General features: G+C 55.2%; 24 protein-coding genes. 15 read left to right on the top strand and 9 right to left on the bottom strand.

The genetic code is table 11. The features are described 5' to 3' along the window. Positions 1-45 precede the first annotated feature (45 nt). On the top strand, positions 46-354 hold the full coding sequence (locus Q7T36_RS14280) for a helix-turn-helix transcriptional regulator (RefSeq protein ID WP_304849961.1): 309 nt from the start codon (positions 46-48) through the stop codon (positions 352-354). 132 nt (positions 355-486) lie between these two features. Here the strand turns inward: Q7T36_RS14280 and Q7T36_RS14285 are convergent, their stop codons facing one another. Beyond that, a complete protein-coding gene (locus Q7T36_RS14285; RefSeq protein ID WP_304849964.1) occupies positions 487-1302 on the bottom strand; it encodes a hypothetical protein in 816 nt (271 codons plus the stop codon). A 19-nt stretch (positions 1303-1321) separates the two neighbouring features. Continuing rightward, positions 1322-1720, bottom strand: coding sequence for a phage integrase N-terminal SAM-like domain-containing protein (locus Q7T36_RS14290; protein WP_304849967.1), 399 nt, complete (start codon positions 1718-1720; stop codon positions 1322-1324). Between the two features lie 180 nt (positions 1721-1900). Here Q7T36_RS14290 and Q7T36_RS14295 point away from each other — a divergent pair, with 180 nt between their 5' ends. The 4 genes from Q7T36_RS14295 to Q7T36_RS14310 all read left to right on the top strand — a co-directional run bounded on the left by Q7T36_RS14295 (position 1901) and on the right by Q7T36_RS14310 (position 5740). Then, a complete protein-coding gene (locus Q7T36_RS14295) occupies positions 1901-3223 on the top strand; it encodes a DUF6602 domain-containing protein (protein WP_304849970.1) in 1323 nt (440 codons plus the stop codon). 67 nt (positions 3224-3290) lie between these two features. Further along, positions 3291-3584 carry a hypothetical protein gene (locus Q7T36_RS14300; RefSeq protein ID WP_304849973.1) on the top strand — a complete coding sequence of 98 codons (294 nt, stop codon included), beginning with the start codon at positions 3291-3293 and terminating at the stop codon, positions 3582-3584. A gap of 348 nt (positions 3585-3932) precedes the next feature. Continuing rightward, positions 3933-4967, top strand: a complete 1035-nt coding sequence (locus Q7T36_RS14305; RefSeq protein ID WP_304849976.1) for an IS110 family transposase — start codon at positions 3933-3935, stop codon at positions 4965-4967. 269 nt (positions 4968-5236) lie between these two features. Further along, positions 5237-5740 carry a hypothetical protein gene (locus Q7T36_RS14310; RefSeq protein WP_304849979.1) on the top strand — a complete coding sequence of 168 codons (504 nt, stop codon included), beginning with the start codon at positions 5237-5239 and terminating at the stop codon, positions 5738-5740. 373 nt (positions 5741-6113) lie between these two features. Here Q7T36_RS14310 and Q7T36_RS14315 read toward each other — a convergent pair whose 3' ends face one another. Next, on the bottom strand, positions 6114-6410 hold the full coding sequence (locus Q7T36_RS14315) for a hypothetical protein (RefSeq protein ID WP_304849982.1): 297 nt from the start codon (positions 6408-6410) through the stop codon (positions 6114-6116). Between the two features lie 167 nt (positions 6411-6577). On the opposite strand from Q7T36_RS14315, the gene Q7T36_RS14320 reads away from it, so the two are divergent. The 10 genes from Q7T36_RS14320 to pgi all read left to right on the top strand — a co-directional run bounded on the left by Q7T36_RS14320 (position 6578) and on the right by pgi (position 16184). Continuing rightward, complete coding sequence (locus tag Q7T36_RS14320) at positions 6578-7174, top strand: DUF3885 domain-containing protein (RefSeq protein WP_304849985.1); 597 nt, start codon at positions 6578-6580, stop codon at positions 7172-7174. Positions 7175-7422: 248 nt separating this feature from the next. Then, positions 7423-8154, top strand: a complete 732-nt coding sequence (locus Q7T36_RS14325) for a hypothetical protein (RefSeq protein ID WP_304849988.1) — start codon at positions 7423-7425, stop codon at positions 8152-8154. A 331-nt stretch (positions 8155-8485) separates the two neighbouring features. Beyond that, positions 8486-9556: a ribosome small subunit-dependent GTPase A gene (rsgA, locus tag Q7T36_RS14330; RefSeq protein WP_304849991.1), complete on the top strand. Its 1071-nt coding sequence runs from the start codon at positions 8486-8488 to the stop codon at positions 9554-9556. 118 nt (positions 9557-9674) lie between these two features. Continuing rightward, a complete protein-coding gene (locus Q7T36_RS14335; protein WP_304849994.1) occupies positions 9675-10082 on the top strand; it encodes a VOC family protein in 408 nt (135 codons plus the stop codon). A 196-nt stretch (positions 10083-10278) separates the two neighbouring features. Then, on the top strand, positions 10279-10647 hold the full coding sequence (locus tag Q7T36_RS14340; RefSeq protein WP_304849996.1) for a 2Fe-2S iron-sulfur cluster binding domain-containing protein: 369 nt from the start codon (positions 10279-10281) through the stop codon (positions 10645-10647). Between the two features lie 358 nt (positions 10648-11005). Further along, on the top strand, positions 11006-11509 hold the full coding sequence (locus tag Q7T36_RS14345) for a DUF4124 domain-containing protein (RefSeq protein WP_304849998.1): 504 nt from the start codon (positions 11006-11008) through the stop codon (positions 11507-11509). A 3-nt stretch (positions 11510-11512) separates the two neighbouring features. Continuing rightward, a complete protein-coding gene (locus Q7T36_RS14350) occupies positions 11513-11731 on the top strand; it encodes a cysteine-rich CWC family protein (RefSeq protein ID WP_304850001.1) in 219 nt (72 codons plus the stop codon). Positions 11732-12225: 494 nt separating this feature from the next. Beyond that, positions 12226-13611, top strand: a complete 1386-nt coding sequence (locus Q7T36_RS14355) for a DASS family sodium-coupled anion symporter (protein WP_370690137.1) — start codon at positions 12226-12228, stop codon at positions 13609-13611. 88 nt (positions 13612-13699) lie between these two features. Continuing rightward, positions 13700-14233, top strand: a complete 534-nt coding sequence (locus tag Q7T36_RS14360; protein WP_304850007.1) for a TIGR00645 family protein — start codon at positions 13700-13702, stop codon at positions 14231-14233. Positions 14234-14549: 316 nt separating this feature from the next. Beyond that, positions 14550-16184 carry a glucose-6-phosphate isomerase gene (gene pgi, locus Q7T36_RS14365; protein WP_304850010.1) on the top strand — a complete coding sequence of 545 codons (1635 nt, stop codon included), beginning with the start codon at positions 14550-14552 and terminating at the stop codon, positions 16182-16184. 81 nt (positions 16185-16265) lie between these two features. On the opposite strand, the gene pseG is transcribed toward pgi, so the two are convergent. The 6 genes from pseG to rfbA all read right to left on the bottom strand — a co-directional run bounded on the left by pseG (position 16266) and on the right by rfbA (position 21901). Beyond that, positions 16266-17372 (bottom strand): UDP-2,4-diacetamido-2,4,6-trideoxy-beta-L-altropyranose hydrolase, encoded by a 1107-nt coding sequence (pseG, locus tag Q7T36_RS14370; RefSeq protein ID WP_304850013.1) that lies wholly within the window; start codon positions 17370-17372, stop codon positions 16266-16268. A gap of 87 nt (positions 17373-17459) precedes the next feature. Beyond that, complete coding sequence (gene pseB / locus Q7T36_RS14375) at positions 17460-18461, bottom strand: UDP-N-acetylglucosamine 4,6-dehydratase (inverting) (protein ID WP_304850016.1); 1002 nt, start codon at positions 18459-18461, stop codon at positions 17460-17462. A 105-nt stretch (positions 18462-18566) separates the two neighbouring features. Next, the gene (locus tag Q7T36_RS14380) at positions 18567-19586 is read right to left on the bottom strand and encodes a hypothetical protein (protein WP_304850019.1); all 1020 of its coding nucleotides are present in this window, start codon (positions 19584-19586) and stop codon (positions 18567-18569) included. A 40-nt stretch (positions 19587-19626) separates the two neighbouring features. Continuing rightward, positions 19627-20490, bottom strand: coding sequence for a dTDP-4-dehydrorhamnose reductase (gene rfbD, locus Q7T36_RS14385; protein ID WP_304850022.1), 864 nt, complete (start codon positions 20488-20490; stop codon positions 19627-19629). After that, entirely contained in the window at positions 20487-21032 is a 546-nt protein-coding gene (gene rfbC / locus Q7T36_RS14390) for a dTDP-4-dehydrorhamnose 3,5-epimerase (RefSeq protein ID WP_304850025.1), read from the bottom strand. Before rfbC ends, rfbD begins: the two co-directional genes overlap by 4 nt. Further along, entirely contained in the window at positions 21032-21901 is an 870-nt protein-coding gene (rfbA, locus tag Q7T36_RS14395; RefSeq protein WP_304850028.1) for a glucose-1-phosphate thymidylyltransferase RfbA, read from the bottom strand. The genes rfbC and rfbA overlap by 1 nt, the downstream gene beginning before the upstream one ends. Positions 21902-21913 lie beyond the last annotated feature (12 nt).

The following is a 21913-nucleotide window of genomic DNA, read 5'->3' on the forward strand; positions in this document are numbered from 1 at the left end:
AATATGATACTTTTACAATCATCGAATTAACTTGCGGCCTTCGCCATGACTTCCATTCACGATCTTTCCCAGGCGTTCAAGGCGTTGTCCAACCCCAACCGCCTGCAGATGTATCTGGAACTGTTGCAGCAACGGGAAACCGTGGTGGCTTCGGAGCCGGAGAAGGAATGCCGTTGCGGGCTGACCGAGCTGATGACCAAGCTGAACGTGGGCGCCCCGACGGTGTCGCACCATGTCAAGGAACTGGTCAACGCCCGACTGATTCGGGTGGAGCGTCAAGGCAAGTATTTGACCTGCTATTTGAACGAGGAGATGCGGGCCGCGCTGGAAGGATTCTTTGCGCAGGTGAAGTGAGACCGACTCCCTCTCCCCCTGTGGGAGAGGGCTGGGGAGAGGGGTGCGGAAAGGCGCCCGAACACCCCGGCATCTCTGAAGCCACGGCAGCACCCCTCTCCCCGACCCTCTCCCACAAGGGGAGAGGGAGCTTCAAGCCCTCTCATCCCCCTGCAAATACCGGCCTGTGACACGGTAAAACGCCGTTGAGGTCTTCTCCCCGGCCTTGCCGTCTTCCAGCAACTGGATACCGGCAATGCGGTTCAATTGCTGCTGCAATTCCTTGGCCAGCGGGTTGAACTGCGCGGGGTTGTAGCGGACGCTATCGAAACGCGCCCACACCGAGACCGGTTGCGCCTCCCCTGCCACCAGCTCCCCATTCGGCCCGAAAGCCACCTCTCCCCTTTCCGCCAGCCGCCGCAAGATGGCGGCCACGCCCAGTTGCTTGTTGATGTAGGTGGCGGACCAGACGCCGTCGCGCGGGTAGCCGCCAGCGGTGTAGTGATTGGTTTGGCCCCACAGGTACGGGGTGAGGACGTCGGGGTGGTACAGGCGGTAGCCGAAGCCGTTGTAGCTTTCCAGTTGGTAGAGCATGCCGGGCAGGCTCCAGTCCTTGCATTGGTGGAGCTTTTGCAGGGTGAGTGCGTCGCGGGCGCTGTCCTCGAAGCTGAACGGGGGTTTGCCTTTGAGGGGGCGTCCGGCGGGCACTTGCACGGTGCGGGCGGTGAGCGGGTCGCCGTTGTGCAGGTGTTTGCTGAAGACGAGGCTGCATTCGCGGTAGTGCACCAGGCCGATGAAGAACCAGGGGATGCCCAGCGGCTGGCCGATGCTTTGGTAGCGTTGGCGGTTGGCGGCGATTTTTTCGGCCAGGGCGGTGACGGCGGGCAGGGATTTGGGGGTGATGCGGCAGGTCTGGAACAGGTGCAGGTAGTGGTTGCGCAGGGTTGGGGTGAGTTTGAGGGTGGGCATGGGGGTGCTCCTTGCGGGTTCAGATTCGGTCGAGGGGGCTGGCGACACCCAGCGGGCCTTTGTTGAGTACGTGGGTGTAGATCATGGTTTCGTAGCGGAATTTGGCGTTGACGATGCTGTCCAGCCAGGGCAAATCTACGTTGAGCACATGGCGGTACAGGAAAAGCAGTGCGGCTTTGGCCTGGTTTTGAGTGGAGGCGAATACTTGTTGGTCGGTGGCCAGCCATGAGAGGAAAGCAGTGACTTCTGTGGCTCCCATTTTGGCGGGGTGCTGCATGTTGTTGTGCCGGATGTATTTGATAATCCAGTGTCGATAGGCTTCTTCGGTGCGTTTGCTGAAGTTGCGGAGGCGGATTGCGTTGTGCAGCTGTTCCAGCAGGCGGGGTTGACGAGGCGTGTCTGTGGTGCTAGTTTTCATGAGGTTCCGTCCATTGGATTTCGGTCGCCTAGAGCCGGAAACTACCGGAAGATTGGCGTGTAAGCTGCTAATCTTAAAGGAAGTTCGCTGGAAGGCAACCCTTTTTAGGCGAATTTGATTTATGGCGACAGGTGTCGTCGAAGTGAAGTTATACGAACTAAACAAACCGAGAGTCCATCATTGATAAGTAAAGCGTCTGAATTACTTGAACTCTTTATCAAAGAAGAGACCAAAAAATTAGCCGGCATTAAAATGCCACATATGCCGACGTTGGGTAGCGCATATGAGGAAGTAACAAAGCAAGGCATAGATCAAAACTTTGCCATACCTAAGCATTTAGATTTGAGCGTGGTTTCTGGCTTTGTATCCATAGGTGGCGAAATGCTACCCGAGCAAATTGACTGCATGCTTGTTCATGGGCAAGGTGAGAGATACGGACTTACAGAGCAATATATTTATGATGTAGAGCATATTCTCTGCATTTTTGAGGTAAAGAAAACACTAAAAAAAGCTGATTATATTGATGCGATGGATCATCTTGCTAGCATACGAAGGAGGTTTGCTGAGCATTTCGAGTACAAACTAATCAACGAAGGTTATGAGCCGGATATTACTGCAGCGAGAAGGCACTTCTCTCAAATAACAGGAAAGGTTGCCCCTGAGTATTATTCAGGAATCCATGAGTTATCTGAGAGTGATGGCATTCTATTTTACTGTCTTGTGCAAGAGTCTTTAGCGCCAGCCTCTATTATTCATGGTTACGATGGATACAAAACTGAAAGTGGATTGCGGAAAGCTTTTATAGATATTTTGAAAGAAAAGAAAAATGAAACTGGTGTCGGATTTGGAATTCCAAGCATTCCATCTTTGGTGACTTCAAACCAACATTGCCTTGTAAAGGGGAATGGCATTCCATTCTTAGCAATAAAAGATAATAACGAATGGATAGCTGTTTTTTCTACCCGCCACAACTCCGCAAAACTGATACTAGAGTTAATCTGGTCAAAAATATCATGCCAATTTGATATAAAAATGCCATGGGATGACGGTCTTCATATGGACAACATTGAGCCTCTTTTAGTGGCAAAGGCAGTGCGAGTAGAAGATAAGGCTGGCTGGATGTACAACCCGATTGAGTTTAAAGAAGAGCGCCTAAAGCGCGATGACAATCATGTATGGGAACCAGCGATTATTGGCAAGGCAGAAATGTCTGCGATAAACATTATGGCAATGCGTGGAGGGTATTTGCCCTTAGATAAAGGGATGAATGAATATCTTATAACTGAACATCAAGCCACTATGGATGAAGTAAGTCAAAATTTGATTCTTACTAGGTTGTTTATGAAGGATGGGGAATACATTCGCCCCATTCATAACGTAACACACATCGCAACGCTAGATGATGATACCGGCTATGCTTCGTCAGAAAGAGACAGATTCGATCTTTGGTGTGAACAAAATGGAGTAGCTCCAAATTATCTAAACATAGTGTTTTTGGAGTGAATCGTATAACAAGTCCATCAAGCGGACGCCGTACCGGCGCCGCTTATGTCCAACGTTAGATATTTAAATGAAGCTAAGTAATAGTTTTAGTGGGGCGTTGAGAACATTTGCATATTTTATGGCAAGTGGTACTCACTGTATGCTTGAAGGTATAGATTATTTGGCACTATACGGCGAAGAGCCTAGTGCAATTGAAATGGTCTTTGCTATATTTGCAAATGTTATTGAGCTTGATGAAAATGGAGAAGTGCTAAATTTTACTTATGCACAAAAAAGAGCAACGGATTATTTACGTTCATACTGTGAGCCAACTTATGAAGTTTTTCCTCCGTATGAAGATTGGGAACTTTCATTATATTGATATTGTCCATCTCCAGTACGTTAAACGGTTATTGGCTATAAATAAGTAATGCGGTTTTATATTTTTTTGACGATATCGGCTATTATTTAGGAAGTTTAATTTTGAAAAATGGGGTTTAAAAAGCGTGTAAGCTCCGTAAACATATCTAACTTCGGCTTCAACTGCGACAAGTACCCAGCCGATTATTGTGTTAATTTTTATGGTTCTGAGGTAATCTCAATTTTTAATTTTGTTGTGGGTACTTGCGCGTTAAGTACTGTCATGGTTTCCCCCCTCCTCTCAGTAACATGAACTACGCTGTATGAGGCGACCGGATAATACCAACCCATACTGGGTCAGGAGTAAACCATGAACAAGATCACGCGAATCGGCCTCGACATTGCCAAAAATGTCTTTGCACTCCATGCGGTCAACGAACACGGCAAAACCGTGAAACGCCAAACCCTGAGCCGCGCCAAAGTCTTGCCATTCTTTGCCAACCTGGATCCCTGCCTGATCGGTATCGAATCCTGCGCCTCCTCCCAATACTGGGCCAGAGAGCTCACCCGACAAGGCCACACTGTCAAACTGATGAACCCCAAATTCATCATTCCCCATCGTAAAAGCGGCAAAAATGACGCCAACGACGCCGAAGCCATTTGTGAAGCCGTCGGCAGGCCCAACATGCGTTTCGTCGCCGTCAAAAGCGTTGAACAGCAAGCCGTGTGCGGCCTGCATCGCAGCCGTCAGCATTTGAGCCATTCACGCACCGCCCTGATCAACCATTGCCGAGGCTTGCTGGCCGAGTTCGGCGTGGTGCTGCTCCAAGGCGCGGAGAAGCTGCGAAAGGAATTGCCCGCGTTGCTGGCGGACGAAAGCATCGGCATCCCGCCCATCTTGCACGCCATGATGCAGGAACATCTGGCCGACCTGGCCCGTATGGATCAGCGCATCCATGCCATTGACCAGCAGTTGAAGGTCTGGATGTCGCAACATGCCGAAGCGGAGCGGCTGGAGCAGATCAAGGGGGTGGGCGTGATTACGGCCACGGCCTTTGTTGCCAGTGTGGTGGACGCTCATTTGTTCAAGAACAGCCGCCAGTTTGCAGCTTGGCTGGGGCTGGTGCCCAAACAGTATTCCAGCGGTGGCAAGTCCCGGCTGGGCGGCATTACCAAACAGGGCGATGTGTATTTGCGAACCCTGCTGGTGCAGGGCGCACGGGGGATTGTCTATCAGGCGGGAAAACGGGAAGATAGACTCTCGGGTTGGATCAAGGCGCTGGTGGCACGCGCAGGCGTGAACAAGGCAGTGATTGCCGTGGCGGCGAAACAGGCGCGCATCATCTGGGCGATGCTGGTTCACGATGCAGCGTTTCAGCCGGAAAGAATTGGTGTGGCGGCGTGAGGTCTGCGCGGTCATCAAACGGGTAATACCCACCTTTGCGAGACGGACGGAAATCAATCACGGTCAGACCGGGCCTGAAGAGAACCTGATAACTACCTTGGCTATGACAAGCCGGTTATGCACTGAGGACTTCGGGCGCGAATGACAAAGGGGCTGCGTGTGTACACGACAAGCCGTATAGACAGTTGCAGTCTCAACCGTGAAAAGATGTTCGTTGGCTTGTGAAGCGGGGGGAAACCATAGACGGGTAGTTAGCAGGCATAGAAAGTATGATGCTCATTCTCAAGCTGATTCTCCTCGCTATTCTGTTTCCGCTGCACGTTGGTATGTTTTCGTTCTCAAGCGATGAGTCTCTTGCATCAATCATTATTGGTGCCTCTTTCGCTATCTACGTAATTCCTTGCATTCGCTACTACCTGATAGTGCAGCGTGTGATCCGACAGGGCGGGCTCAAGTGGACATACCTGTTGGCGGGCACCGCAATCATCGCGGCTGCACTCTTCGCGCAATTCATTCCGCGCGAGTACCGGGTATCCGACGAACAAGCAGTCAGCGCGTCGCCTTTTACCCCGGAGTGGGCAAACGTGTCAGGTACCGGCTATGGCTGGCCTGCCAGTGTGTATGTGGCGCTCGAGCGCGACACCTCGTGCTGCGGTCGAGTAGCTGTCTTTTACGGTGTGCCGGTGTTCAACGCAGTGTTTCCGGCCGCTGCCCTGCTTATGCTGGCTTGGGTTACATCGGTTGCTTCCCGTCTCTTGAGAAAGCCTGGGTAGTCTTGGTCGCAGCGCGCAGAAACCGTGCGCTGCCTGCTAACCATTCTATAAGGAACCTCCCCGTCAACCCTTTGTCACGGTGAAGCCCGGGCCGGACTCAACAGGCCGCCGATCGCCAGACCGGCCATTCAAACACCCATAGCCCCACCCTCCAAAGCCTGAACCTTCCCGCAGCAAACGCGCCATATCCACGGATATTGGACTGCCAATCTATAACCGTGTTGGGCATCAGCGCCCGGCCCCTTGTAAAAACCGCACCGGAAGGCCTCTCTCGTTCCCCGGGTATGCCACCCGCCTGTGATCAACAGGACAGGTTTACAGCAGCCGCCAGGCTAGTCAGGCTCTCTTCCGGTCGGTCCAACCCGTTTGCACATCACGCATTCCACAGGAGCTCTGTCAGGCTATCGCCAATGCGTTCTTCACAATCCGCCAGCCGCTCTTCCAGATAGCAGCAATGAGCCTGCTGTTCGGCGATCAGCACCTTGAGTCCGGCGGGTGCAGGTCTCCATGGCGACAACCGTGCCGGGTGCCTGCTGGGCCAGCCATTCGGCGAGCTTGGGGTGTCGCAGTTGCAGGCGGGCCTGAACCCGGCCTTGGGCGTCAGGACGCAGAGGAAAAAAACGTTCTTGGCGAGGTCTATGCCAATCGTGGAGGCGGTTGTAGTATTCATGGGGGAACCTCTTCGTCTTGGAGATGATTGATGGCTCTATCATCTTGGCACCCTGATGCCGAAGCGCCAGTCGAGCTGGTCGCGGGCGGGGAGGCTCCTTTTTACTCGCTGGAGGCTGCCGGCCCTGACGGGCCGCAGCCTCAGCTCAAATATTAGAAATCGATGATATGAAGCTTAAGGATTCAATAGAAAAAATATTTGGAAAGACAGCTTTCGATCATGGGATATTTTACAACTATGACTATGGGCTACGATTCGAATTATCCGAATCAGGTGACCCCATCGGAATGTTCACTGTGGCATACCCAAAAGCAATGGAGATCGCACAAGAGGCGTTGAAGAATAGCAGTGAAATACAGATATGCTGGACTTTCTATGGAGGTGGAAACCACCTTTCTTCGCTATCTGCTTTTAAAGAGTTCTTTGATTTAGGTATAAAAATTCCTGAAGATCGGGAAATTTGGGCAGAAAAGGACGAAGAAGACCTTTTCCGTCATTTTATTCTTTTTACTGTGCCCAAAAAGTATCTAAAAAACGTAATATGGGGAGCTTTGGCTCAAGATTTGGACATACGACCCAGAGTAGTAGGAAGCTTGTATATTTACTGCCTTACTACAGAGATCCTTCTACATCCGTACGACGATAGAGGTATGGATCTGATAGCACCCAATAAAGAATATGCCAAAGATCTATTCATAAAATTTAATCACTATTTACTAGACTATGATCGAGCAGCTATGGAATCCGCGTATGGCCGCTTCTAACTTGCTCAAGTGGGATAACGCCCCAGCCACTTAAGGGGCATTTTTTTGCGCATCATCTGGGCGATGCTGGTTCACGATGCAGCGCTCCAGCCGGGAAGGATTGGGGTGGCGACGTGAGGATGGCGCGGGTTGCAGTCTCAACCGTGAAAAGATGATTGTTGGCTTGCGAAGCGGGGGAAAACCATAGACATAGACGGGTAGTTTGCCCGCCATATCACTTTCGAAAACCAAGGCGGAAATTGAAATTCATGGATACCGTAGCGCTTCGAATTATCGTCGGGATAATTACAACAACTCTCTTTAGTACAAGCTGCGTTGCGATCGAAAACAGGACTCGGCCAGATCAGGTCATGGCAATTAATATTCTCCTGGAGCCCGATGAGAACATGATCCGGCACGTTACAGAGAACAACGCACTATTACGAAAGGCCTATCCAGAGGGGTTTTCGCTTGATGCCGCGCATACCCCGCACATGACTCTGGTTCAGTGCTTCGTACGATCGAAGGACCTGAAAAAGGTTTACGCAGGCGTCAAAAAAGCGCTCGGCAGAACCCACGTGAAGGCAATTCAATTGGAGGCATATAAATACTATTACTATGTGCCTAGCGGACCAATCGGCCTTGCAGGTATCGTAGCAAGACCTACTACGGAGTTGCTGAAGTTGCAGGCCGATATAGTCGCTTCTGTCGCCCCGTACACCGTAGATATCGGAGACTCTTCTTCATTTATCACTACAAAAGAAGATCCGGTAATTGACCCCGTACTTATCCGCTACGTTGCGACATTTGTGTCAAATCAAACGGGAGAACACTTCAGTCCCCACGTCAGCACAGGTGTCGCGCTCAAGGAAGATCTTGATGAATTGCTGGCCAGACCATTCCAGAAATTCACATTTTACCCAACAGGCGCAGCCGTCTATCAGATTGGGCAATTAGGTGCGGCGGCAACGAAGCTTCAGGGGCTGAAGTTGCAGCAGTAAGTACAAATGCATCTTCATATATCGTACGTGGCGAGCTAACAATTCTATAAGGAACCTCCCCGTCAACCCTTCTCCACGATGAAGGCCCTGGCCGGATCAAGCCCGACCGCCGATCACCAGACTGGCCGCTTATGCACCCATACCCCACCCTCCAAAGCTTGAACCTGCAGGTATCAACAGGCTTGTAGCGGACCATGAGGCAAGGCATCATCAGAGAATGGTGGCGCATAAATTTTGAGCCGGGAAACTGAAGATCAACAAGGAACAAGGGGCTATTTCCACAGCCTCGTTAGGTGTCGCAGTATCGCGACCATTAGATGATCAACAATAGATGATGAATCAGTATTGTGAATTGAATGAACTGGGCTGGAGCGACTGGTTTGCGCAGAGGGCAGACTGCAAACCGCCAGATACCGTCGCCCGCGTAGCGGCGGTCGACCGCGACCAATGGCTGCTTGTCGGTCAGGACGGCCACTTTCGGGCAAAGTTGGCCGGCCGTTATTTGCACCATCACCACCTGAACCAGGAGCTGCCGTGCGTAGGCGACTGGGTTTGCGTGGAAAGACAGCCTGGCGACGACTTTGGTGTAATCCACGCGCTACTGGAGCGCAGGACTTCTTTGCGCAGGAAGGCCGCTGGCAACGTCATGGACTACCAGATGATTGCAGCGAACGTGGATTACGTGCTCATCGTGCAGTCTTGTCACTTCGACTTCAATCCAAAGCGTTTGGAACGCTATCTGGTCATGGTGATGGAAGGTGGCGCCGAGGCGATCATTCTGCTGACCAAGACTGACCTGGTGAATTCTGAAGTGCTGGCCACTCAGTTAGCGGAAATCCGGTCTATCGGGATCACCGCTCCGATAGTGCCTTTGAGTAACATGACACGAGACGGCCTGGAGGATGTTACCCGGCTGCTGCTGCCTGGGAAGACCTATTGTTTCGTCGGATCGTCAGGAGTAGGGAAAAGCACCCTGATCAACCAGTTGGTCGGCCGTGACAGGATGGAAACCAGGTCGGTCAGCGGAACAGGAGAAGGTCGGCACACGACCGTTCGTCGTGAGCTGATACGTCTCGACGGTGGCGCGTTGGTCATCGACAACCCGGGAATGCGCGAATTCGGCATCCTCGGCGCGGAAAACGGCATAGCGAACAACTACGCCAACATCATTGCTCTCGCGTCCCGCTGCCGCTATCAAGACTGTAGCCATACTGGCGAGCCAGGCTGTGCCGTACTCGCGGCCGTACTCGCTGGCGACATCAGTCAGGAATCACTGGATAGTTTTCACAAGCTTAAAGAAGAAACGGCATTCAATGACATGTCCTATGCGGAGAAACGGAAAAAGGATCGGGACTTTGGTCGATACCTCAAGTCGGCAAAAAAAGATTTGCGGGACAAATAGCATGTTCGCTTCGCATAAGCTGGCAGTCGCGCGAACCAGCGCGAAAAACCGCGTAGACCGAACACTTCCTCGTCACGCCGCCCAGCCGGCACCGGTTGGCGCAATTCCCGGAGGATAAATGACTGGACCAGCAAGAACCGGCGTTCTCTTCTACGCCAAGAATATGGATGGCCTTTCAGCATTTTACGAAGCTGTATTGGGCGCCAAGGTATTACATTCAGACAAAGAGCACCGGGTTCTGCAGTCTCCCGATATTCAACTCATCATTCACGCCGTCCCGGAACCCTATAGAGATGCTATTGAGATCAAAGTTCCTCCCGTTCCGCGGGAGGAACAAGCCATTAAGCCGTTCTTTACCGTGCAAAGCCTCAAAGACGCAGAGACGGCAGTGGAGCAGTACGGCGGCAAGGTCCTCGGACCTGTTTGGCCTGGCCCGGGTATGAGGGTTCGCAATGTTTGTGACCCGGAGGGAAACATCTTGCACTTACGTGAAGGCGCGGCGTCAGCAATCGATGCTTCGTCCTGAGTGACCGTGATTCAACCGGCTTTCGCCCGCAAAGACAACGTGTCGGCAATTCCAGCAATTTGTACGACAATTTCTTGTGCCATATCCGACAACCCTTTCCTTACCAGATATATAATTCTATTAAAATCAACAATTTATGATTTGGATCACTTATTGCATTGGTCTGTGAACATTCAACTGTAGTGAGGGTTTTGCAATGGCCAATGTCTACTTTTCATCCCCGACCATGGTAAAAAACAAGAAGGTCATCGCTGTTGCCGGCAAGCGTGACACCGTATTGGGGCTTGCCAAGGCCAACGGGATCAAGATTCCTTGTGACTGTGAAAATGGCGAATGCGGGGCTTGCCTGATCAAGGTTATTCATCTTGACGGCATGCGCATCAAGGCCATGATGTTAACGGACAAGGAGAAAAATGTTTTAAAATCCCTGGGCAAGTTACCCGCCCGGGAAGAGGAAAGAGCTGCCGTGCGGGATCTGCCGCCGACCTATCGTTTGGCTTGCCAAACCATCGTGACCGATGAGGATCTGCTGATTGAATTTACCGGCGAACCTGGCGGCGCTTGATTCGGGATTATGCGGAGCAGTAACCGTTCACAGCTGAAATCAAGCCATTTTCACCGCCAAGAGCCTTACGGCGGCATTGCGTGAGGTTCGGCCTGGCATGCCTAAGGCGAGAGGGTCAGCAATGTTTGAGACCCTGAGGCAGCATCATGCGGAAAAAAACTGCGCCTTATAATGTCAAATCAACTGCGCTAGAAGCCGTGCAAGACGATCTCTCGACGCTGGCAACAAGAGCCAGGGTCAGTATTGCCAATGAGTGCTGCTCTGTTACTCTTCGGCTATATGGCTGTGGGTGGGTTAGCAGCAGTTGTAGCGCAACCTGTATCCTATCCTAAACAACCACGTAATCAGGGAGCCACAGATGGAAGAAAAATCCGGTCTTGCCAAGTCATTTATTGCTATAACACTGGTCATTGTGCCCCTGTGCAGTCACGCGGGCCTTTATAAATGCGTTGATGGCTCCGGGCGAGTCAGCTTCCAGGAGCAAGAATGCCCGGGCACCAGCTCCGGCTCCGAGATCACCCTGAAAAGCTATAAGCCGGCCGTCTCTGCAAAAACGAAAGCAACATCGGATACCCAAACCCCTGATAACCAAACCGATATGCCCCTTGTTGAAATCAACACAGCCTCGGAAGCGGACTTGCAAAGCGTCGTACACGCAAATATTGCAAAACAGATTATTGCCGAAAGGGAAAAAGACCATTTCCGTAACTGGGCCGACGTGGTGCACAGAGTCGTCGGACTTAGTGCTGCGCAAACCGCGGTCATTGCTTCCATTAGCGGCCTGACAGTGAATGGCAAAAGCCTGGATGGCGCACCGCCCGATGCGGCACTGGCTGCCACGATAAAAAGCCGGCGCCGCTGAATTATGCAACCCCTTCCCAACACCACCTGCCCGCTGTGCGGCGGCTCCAACCAGTGCACACCCGCCAACACCGGCCGCTTTGACCCTGAATGCTGGTGCACCAAGGCCGCCATCAGCCCGGAAGCGCTGGCGAAAATACCCCCCGAACTGGTCAACCAGGCTTGCCTTTGCCCGCGCTGCGCCGCCGGGCTGCCTCCAGTCATGCCCCACAGCGAACTTTAAGGCCGAATGCAGGTACAACCTGCCGAAATCCGGAGAGCCGCACCGAGGCCACCGATTTGGACCTCCATGCTTCTTGTACGGGAATAATCACTCCGGCAAAGGCCTATGCCGTCACAACAGGCGGCTGTAGTATTCATAGACAGGAAGATTCCCGGACGTTGCCGCCGTTGCACTTGCCACAACCAGGACAACGCCGGACATCCGGACACGGCAAAATGCAAGCAAAGAGGTGCGAAAGATGATCTGGTTGATAGTCGGTCTGCATTTAGCAATCCTCGTCTGGTTATTGTTCCTTGGCGGTGCCGAGAGGCTGGGCGACACCCATTGGACATTCCTTTTCCTGCAAGCTGACGTCACTCCGAGAGAAATCCGATTCTATGCTTGGGTATCATTGCTCTTGTTCCCTGTTTACGCCAAGCTCTCCCCGGAATCATTGGGAAACCTGAGTTGGTTCTGGCTATAACAGCCAGGAGGAGATGAACACTGCCATGACCCTGAACACCACCCACCCCGCTCCGGCATCGCCCGAACCCTCCGTAACGGCAGCCCGCACCGCCCTGATGCTGGCGGCCGCATTCGCACTGTCCGGTGCCCTCTACCTGCTGCTGCCCTTTGACGACGCCGCCAAAAAGGGATTGGCGCTGCTGGTGTTCATTGGCGTGCTGTGGCTGACAGAAGCTCTGCCACTGGCCATCACCGCACTGCTGGCGCCCGTGGGTGCACTGTTGCTGGGCTTTCCCGGCCTCACCACCACCAAGGCCTTTGCCCCCTTTGCCGACCCCATCGTCTTTTTGTTCTTCGGCGGCTTTGCCTTGGCCACGGCCCTGCGCACCCAGCAACTGGACCGCAAGATGGCTTTCGCGTTACTGGCCATGGCGCGCGGGCATCTGGGCGTGGCCATCGGCCTGATATTCACCGCCACCACCGTCATTTCCTGCGGCATCAGCAACACTGCCACGGCAGCCATGATGCTCCCTTTGGCGCTGGGGCTGCTGGGGCCGCTGCATGGTGCGGATGAACAGCGAACCCGCACCTTCGTACTGCTGGGTGTGGCTTATGCCGCCAGCCTGGGCGGCATGGGCACGCTGGTCGGTTCACCGCCCAATGCCATTGCCGCGCGCGCAGCGGATATCGACTTCGCGGAATGGCTCTGGATCGGCATTCCGCTGGTGCTGGTGCTGACCCCCGCCATGGTGCTGGTGCTGTGGCTGCTGCTGCGGCCAAAACTGAACCGCACCGTGGATATCTCCATGGAACAAATTCCCTGGACCCTGCCGCGCGGCCTGACCATGGCGGTTTTTGGGCTGACCGCTTTGGGCTGGACCCTGGGCGGCGATCTGCTGAAAGGACTGGGCATTCAAAGCCCGGACACCTTTGTCGCCATTGCCGCCGCCATCGCGGTGGTCTCCCTGGGCCTGTGCAGCTGGCAACAGGTGTCCGAACAAACCGACTGGGGGGTATTGATCCTGTTCGGCGGCGGGCTGACGCTGGGCATGGTGCAGGAGATGTCCGGCGCTTCCGCCATTCTGGGGCATGAAGTGGCGCAGGCGTTGCAGGGTGCCAGTCCGTGGCTGATGTTTATGGCCATCGCCGCCTTCATGGTGTTGCTTAGCGAGTTTGCCAGCAACACGGCGGCGGCGGCATTGATGGTGCCGGTGTTTGCCGGTGTTGCCGGCCGCATGGGCCTGCCTGCGGAAACCCTGGTGGTGCTGGTGGCGCTGGCGGCATCCTGCGGTTTTGCGCTGCCGGTGGCCACGCCCCCCAACGCCCTCGTTTTTGGAACCGGCCATATCCGGCAGCGGGACATGCTGAAAACGGGATTGACGCTGGATGCGGCCTGCATCGCTACTTTGACGGTCTGGGCCTTGCTTACGCTTTAGTCCGTCAATTTTTACACATAGCCGACTCCCACTGCCACGCTGGATTCGGTACCATCGCGCCATTCATTTTTACTCAGGGAAAGTTGTCATGCGCACACAGAAAAACGTCATTGCCAGTATCATCTTCTGGAGCCGCTGGCTGCAGTTGCCCATGTATCTGGGCCTTATCGTGGCGCTGGGCGTCTACGCCTGGAAATTCATGGTGGTGCTGTATGATCTGCTCATCAACCTTAACCAGCTGAAAGAAACCGACATCCTGATCCAGGTGCTGACGCTGATTGACGTGGTAATGATCGCCAATCTGCTGGTCATGGTCATTATTGGCGGCTACGAAATCTTCGTCAGCAAGCTGAACCTGGGGGAAAGCCAGGACCAACCGGAGTGGCTGGACCATGTGGATGCCGGGGTGCTGAAGGTCAAGCTGGGCATCGCCCTGATTACCATTTCCTCCATCAACCTGCTGCGCAGCTTCATCAATGCCGCCAACATGGACGAACATACCCTGAAGTGGGAAGTAATTATCCATGTGGTGCTGGTGTTTTCGGCCATGTTCATTGCCGCCACCGACTGGATGATCCAGAAGAAGGGCCACGCCCCAAGCCTTGCGCCAAAGGAACATTAAGCCGCCTGCCCTGGCAGACGCCGACCGGTCGGGAGTGTTTTCGGGAATGGACTCCCGTGTTGCTGCATCTCTGCCGGCGCTACCCCGAAGCTGTCCGGTAGCGGCGGTGTACTGCCCGGTCATTAGTCAGTGTTGGCGGAGATGGCTTAAAATTCTGATCGGAGGTTTATGCGGTCCGGTGTTATTCTTCGACACAACCCAATATATAACACTCCTGTAATATTCAAGGAAAAACCAAATGCCCTCTGACTCTATCCGCCTTGATTCCCGGCACACTGCTGCACTCCTCCCTCACCAGATTGCCTGACCTGCGTTCATGACATCTCAGCCCCCCCGCCCCGAACTCCCCGAATGGCTGCATTTGCAACAACTGGCCAATGCCATGCAAAAGCGCCATCTTCGTGAGTTTGCACAGGATACCCGGCGGGCGCGGCACCTCCGGGTAGAGGCGGGGCCCATCATCCTGGACATGTCACGCCAGCGGATTGATTTGCCCGTCCTGGACGGTTTGATCCGGCTGGCCGAACAGTGCGACCTGCCTGGCGCGGTGCAAAAGCTGATACGGGGCGACCGGGTCAACCTGACGGAGAATCGGCCTGCACTTCATACCGCACTCCGTCAAACAGCAGACTCGGCCTTGTTGCCGGAGCAGCAAAACATCATTGGCGACGTCAACAACAGTCTGGCGATGATGAGCCGCATTGTGGAAAGGCTTCAAACACGGCAATGGCTCGGTTATTCCGGCGCTGCCATCAGCGATGTGGTCAATATCGGGGTTGGCGGTTCCGATCATGGTCCGCTGATGGCTTCGGTAGCGCTCAGGGAGTTTGTCCCGGCAGAATCGTCCCATCTGAACATGCATTTCGTCAGTTCCATTGACGGCACCCAGCTTTCCGTCCTGCTGGACACGCTTTGTCCGGAAACCACATTATTTCTGATTTCCTCAAAGTCTTTTACCACTCCGGACACACTCGCCAACGCCAACCTGTTTTTGAAGTGGATGCTGGAGAGCCATGACAACCGGACGACTGTGCTCCAATGCCATTTCATCGGCATCTCGGCCAACGATGCCAAAATGCAGCAATGGGGCATTCCGGCTGATAACCGTATCCCCTTCTGGGAATGGGTTGGCGGGCGGTATTCCATGTGGTCCGCCATCGGCTTGCCCATCGCCATACACATCGGCATGAACCAGTTCCGGGAGTTGCTGGCCGGCGCCCGATTCATGGACACCCATTTCCTCGAAACACCGGTCACAGCCAACCTGCCTGCCCTGCTCGGCCTCACCGCCGTCTGGAACGCCACTTTCCTGGGAATCAGCGCCCATGCTGTGCTTCCGTATGACGGCCGGCTCAAGCATCTTCCCGCCTACCTCTCCCAGCTTGAAATGGAGAGTAACGGAAAATCCGTCGACAACGCGGGCCGCTCCATCGACTATCCCACCAGCCCTATTGTATGGGGGGAAGTCGGCTCCAACGCCCAGCACACGTTCTTCCAGTTGCTGCATCAGGGCACCCACGATGTATCGTGTGACTTTATTGCCCCCATCCACCGCTATCGGGGTGAAACACACCACCCATCCCTGCAGGATCAGCATCGATTGGCATTGGCCAACTGCCTGGCGCAATCCAGGGTGCTGATGCTTGGAGACGACTGCATGGATAACAGCGAAAAGTTACCCGTCTGGCGCCATTACAAGGGTAACCAGCCCTCAAGTACGCTGCTACTGGAAGAGCTGACCCCTTTCTCACTGGGCGCCCTGATTGCACTGTATGAACACAAGGTTTACACCATGGCCGTGATCTGGAACATCAATCCGTTCGACCAATGGGGCGTTGAACTGGGTAAAGTCATTGCGGACAGCATGAATTCCATTCTGGCCGGCAAATCCAGTGCCACGGTGGATGCCCCTACGCAGCAACTGCTGGATGCCATTCAGCAGAGTCGGTGAGCCCGGATACGGCGCTGGGCAGATGATGCCTCCCTTCATGAACGTTGATCGCGGCTTGCCGTCCGTCTTGTTAACGTGGGCTTAGAAACTCCCGAAAACGAACTCCACCACCCTCCGGGCTCCTTCACCATCAACCAAACGGGCCGACTGCTCACTCAGGGTGCTCCGAAAGCCGGCATTCATCAGCATGCAGGACACTCCCTTTATGTAGCCGTCTACGTCAACCTGTTCGAAGGTTCCAAGATATTTATGGATATTCATTTCATCCAGATATTCCGCAGACTCTACCTGATTGCCCGCAACAGCAGCAACCAATGAAGGCAGGCCCAGGCAAGCACGCTCCCAACTCATGGTGCCTGCCGCACCAATGCCCAAGTCCGCGCGCGCCAAACGGACGGCCATATCGGGAGCATCAACCACCACCTCCAGACCCGGCCAATCCACTTTCTGTCGCCGTACTTCCGGCAGACTGGGCGAGGAAGAGCCGACAATCACCTCGACTGACAGAGACAGCTGCTCGGGCAAAACCATCAGAGCCTGAAGCACCTTAGGCAGTTCGCCGGTAGGGTCCGACCCCCCAAAACAAACCGATACCCGCTTGACGGGTTCAGTAGGGCGCCGATGACGTAGCTGCTGGTGGCGGACCGCCATAAAATCCGGGCGCAACAACGCGTATGCGGGTCCCAGCAGGCATTGGCAGTCAGCCGGTACCAGACCATGGTACCGGTCTTCAGGTGACCGGTAGTAGTTTTGGTCAAGCAGAAAATCCGCGCTGTGGTCGCGGTCGGCCAGGTCGTCAATGACCAGCAGCCGGGTGACGGCGGCGCGTAACCTCCGCTCCCAAGCCGCATCCAGCGCATAGTGGTCCAGCACCAGCAAGTCAACTGTCCTTAAGGCCCGGACCACTGCCAGTGTGTCTTCGGCATCCTGCTGCCAGCTTGATTCCAGCCAGTGTGCATGGGGTATCGCCGCCGTTTGCCGCACCATGGCCCCCGGCGAAGTATCACCGGTGCGATGCAGGGTATACCCAAAAATGGCTACCTGTTCTGCGAGAAACGGTGTAATGCGGCGACAGACAAAATGAATGTCAGCACCGCGTTGTTGCATGGCGGCGGCCAGCGCCAGGCATCTGACAACATGCCCGGTCCCCATCCCTACCGAAGCATCCACCCGAAAGATGACCCGCATCAGCGCCCCCCCGGAGTCAGGCCGGCGGCGCGGTGGATGCCGCGACGGGAAGAGAGTCTCCGTTCAGCTGCCGGACTCCTTCCGAAGTCACGACATCGCCACGCGGTTGAATTCGCGGATTTCGTCCACGCTGAGGAAATGCGGGTTGGCGCCGGAGTTGTATTCCGCGCCCATTGCCACCGGTTTGCCCTCTTCCCCCAGCTTGTTGACCGTAAAACTGTTGCCACGACTGGTAAAGGTAATCGTAGGGCAAAGCACAAAATGATCGGCAAACTCCAGCGTCAGATGCGAATCGTCAGCAGGGCACATGATTTCGTGCAGTTTTTCACCCGGGCGAATGCCGACAATGTGTTGCTGCAATTGAGGGGCTATGGCTTTGGCCAAGTCCACGACCCGCACCGAGGGAATCTTAGGCACAAAGATTTCACCGCCGTGCATGCGCTCGAAATTCTTCAGTACGAAATCCACCCCCTCCTGCAGGGAAATCCAGAAGCGGGTCATGCGCTCATGGGTGATGGGCAGGCTGGTCGCACCTTCCGCCACCAGTTTCTCGAAAAACGGCACCACAGAGCCGCGCGATCCGACCACATTGCCATAGCGGACCACACCAAACAGGGTGCGCTTGTTACCGGCCATATTATTGGCGGCGACAAACAGCTTGTCGGATGCCAGCTTGGTGGCGCCATAGAGGTTAATCGGATTCGCAGCCTTATCCGTGGACAGTGCAATCACCCGCTCAACATTATGGATCAGGGCGGCTGAGATGACATTTTCGGCGCCGTGAATATTGGTCTTGATGCACTCCATGGGGTTGTATTCAGCGGCGGGCACTTGCTTCAAAGCGGCGGCATGGATGATGAAATCCACTCCTTCTGCGGCCTGGATCATGCGCTCCCGGTCACGGACATCACCAATGAAGTAGCGCATGCAGCGATGATTGTAGTCTTGCTGCATCTCATACTGCTTCAGCTCGTCACGTGAATAGATGATCAGGCGGCGGGGCTCGTATTGTTCGAGGATGGTTTTGACATAACGCTTGCCGAAGGAACCGGTGCCGCCAGTGATCAGAATGCTTTTTCCATTGAACATACAGGTTAACCTTCGTTAATTGAGAAAAATCGGGAATCACCGGAAACGGTGTCCGGGGTTACGTCGCCAATCAGGCATTGGTTGATTCGGCTGCCCATGGAATTATCAGTCCGGCACATGCAACGGGATCACCGGTATGCCGCGTTCCCGGTAATTCACGTACAAACTGCGCATCACCTCCACCTTTTCAGGCTTGAGCAAGGCTTCGGGAATCATCAGCACCTCGGCAGGCAGTCCATAAATGTCCGTCAGGGTATCAATGGCAGAGGAGCAGAATGTAGAGATGCCCGCAGGCAACGCACCCTCCTGATACAAGGCGTACTCCAACAGCGTCGGATAGCGGATGACCTTTATCCCGGCCAGCGCCGGTGAGGCCCGCATCGACTCGACATTCTCGTAACGATGGGCACTGTAGACCACTTCGCGACCGGCATAATAAGCGGACATGGCTGCAAAAAGCCTCTCCTCGGTCGCGGAGTCGGGAATGATGTTGCCCGCCAGATCCGAGCCGATAAACAGCAGCCGGCCAGTGTGCGGCAGGCGGGCCGCCTTCGCGCGAAAAGCCCTGAAATCGTTATGAATCATGCGTTCTACCGGCCAGCCGTCCGGCCGGTACACCGTGAACAGCTCTGCGCGGTCGGTGTAGTCCAGCCCCACCCGTCGCCCCAACAGCCGGTCTACCACGCCTGGCGCCCGGATGGCCCGATAGGCAGGGTCATCCAGCAATTGCATCAGGTGCAAGGTGGCGTGCCCGTCGTCAAGCAGGACAATGCGGGGGGGGGAAAGCACGTTGGCGACATGGGCCCTCACGTTCAGCGGATAGCCCAGGTAGAGCACTTCCGCACCGGCCATAGCCGCCAGCCATGGCGCCAGCAATTGCGCGTACCACGCTCTGGCCCAGCCACCATGCCGCAGCCAGCGACAGGACGCCCAACCGTCATCCAGCAAGGCCTGCATCTGTTCATTGTCGATGATTTTCTTCCAGATGATCAGCAGATGGCTTGGCTGGCCGGAATGAAAGCGGTCCCGAGCCTCAATGGCATTGAATAATTGCAACGGCGAACTGACGACAAAGACCACCGGCGGCAGGCCGGCAGAATTAACGGAAACTGGGGAAGAAGTCATTCCAGCACTCTGAGAAGGAAGTCAGCGGAAACCCGCACCCTTAGGTTAAAGCCAGAGACAGCGAGACCGCAGCATCCGGCAGGACAATACCGAAATCGCGGGCGATTCGTGCGTTATCCAACCGGGAATTGGCAGGTCGGCGGGCGGGCGTCGGGAATTCGGCGGAGGAAATCGGCACCACGCGCTCAGCCTGCACCGTCAGGCCCAGTTCACGCGCACGCGCGAGGATTAACTCCGCAAATCCGCACCAGCTCATTGCGCCGCTGCCGGTCAGGTGATAGATACCCCGACCGCCCCGGCCATCACGTCGCGCTTGCAGCATCAAAGCCGTTGCATCAGCCAGATGGCGCGCCCAGGTCGGAGCGCCGGTCTGGTCAGCCACCACCCGCAACTCCGGGCGCTCCCGGCCTAGCCGGAGCATGGTGTTCATGAAGTTTTGCCCGCGCGCAGCGTACACCCACGTGGTGCGCAGGCACAGGTAATCCGGTCCCACCGCCGCCAGCGCCTGCTCGCCCTTGAGTTTGCTGCGACCATAGGCATTCAGCGGCGCCACCGCATCGGTCTCAACATAGGGGCTGTCCTTGGCGCCGTCAAACACATAGTCCGTGGAGTAATGCACCATTATCGCCTGATGACGCCGCGCCCACTCCGCCAGCACGCCCACAGACTCCCCGTTGACAGTATCAGCCAGCGCCTGCTCCTGCTCGGCCTTGTCCACGGCAGTATAGGCAGCGGCATTGACAATCACGGACGGCTTCACCGAAGCCAGCACAGCATTCAGACTTTCCGGACGTGACAGATCGCAACCCTGACGGCCCAGGCCCACCACCCGTCCCAACGGCTGCAAACTGCGCACCAGCTCCCAGCCGACCTGCCCGTTCGCACCGGTTACCAGAATGGTCATGGAAAAACCTCAGCCACCGCCAGTGAAAGCCCGGCCCGGTCCTTGGCGGACAAAAGCGGAGCCTCTTCGCCCGGCCAGTCAATTCCAATCTGCGGGTCGTTCCACAAGAGGCAGCGTTCATGCTCGGGGGCATAATAATCGGTGGTCTTGTACAGAAAGTCGGCGATATCGCTCAGCACCAGAAAACCGTGGGCGAAACCCGGCGGCACCCACAACTGGCGGTGGTTGTCTTCAGACAACTCAACCCCCACCCATTGCCCGAAAGTGACGGAGTGGCGGCGGACATCAACCGCCACATCGAATACAGCTCCCCGCACCACCCGCACCAGTTTGCCCTGCGTCTGACGGACTTGGTAATGCAGGCCCCGCAGCACCCCGCGCGCCGATCGGGAGTGATTGTCCTGCACGAACGGCAGAGTGACGCCGGTCAGCGCGCGAAACTCCCCTTCATTGAAGCTTTCCATGAAAAAACCGCGCGCATCGCCGAATACCTTCGGCTCCAGAATCTTTACGTCAGCAATAGCCGTTGCTATCACTTTCATCAACATTCACCCGCGATTTTGCGCAGGTACTGTCCGTAACCGGTTTTACCCAGCGCTTCAGCCTGGACCAACAGTTGCTCACGGCTCAGCCAGCCGTTGGCATAACCTATTTCTTCAAGGCAGGCCACTTTCAAGCCCTGCCTGTGCTCGATAGTCTGGACGTATTGCGCAGCCTCCAGCAGGCTGTCATGGGTGCCGGTATCCAGCCAGGCAAAGCCGCGACCGAACTTCTCGACCCGCAAATCGCCGCGCGCCAGGTAGGCATTGTTGACTGCCGTTATTTCCAGCTCGCCGCGTGCGGAGGGTTTCACAGCCCGGGCGATTTCCACAACATCATTGTCATAGAAATAAAGACCGGTGACAGCATAACTTGACTTGGGCTTCAGCGGTTTCTCTTCAATGGAGACCGCCCGGCCCTCGGCATCAAACTCCACCACGCCGAAACGTTCAGGGTCACTGACCCAATACCCGAAGACAGTGGCGCCGGACGGATGGGCTGCAGCCCGCAGCAGCTTCTCGGTGAAGTGCTGGCCATGGAAAATGTTGTCGCCCAGCACCAGGCAGACCGGGTCCTGACCAATAAAATCAGCCCCGAGAATGAAGGCTTGCGCCAGCCCGTCCGGGCTTGGCTGTTCGACATAGGTGAACTCGACCCCGAACTGCTCCCCGCTGCCCAGCAAACGCCGGTAGTGCGGCAAATCCAACGGGGTGGAGATGATCAGGATTTCCCGGATTCCGGCCAGCATCAATACGGAAATGGGGTAATAAACCATGGGTTTGTCATAGATGGGCAACAGCTGCTTGGAGACGCCCAGCGTAATGGGATGGAGGCGGGTACCGGACCCGCCTGCGAGAATAATGCCTTTCATCAAATCTCCCTC

The sequence above is a fragment of the Fluviicoccus sp. genome (assembly GCF_030646115.1).
GTDB lineage: Bacteria > Pseudomonadota > Gammaproteobacteria > Pseudomonadales > Moraxellaceae > Fluviicoccus.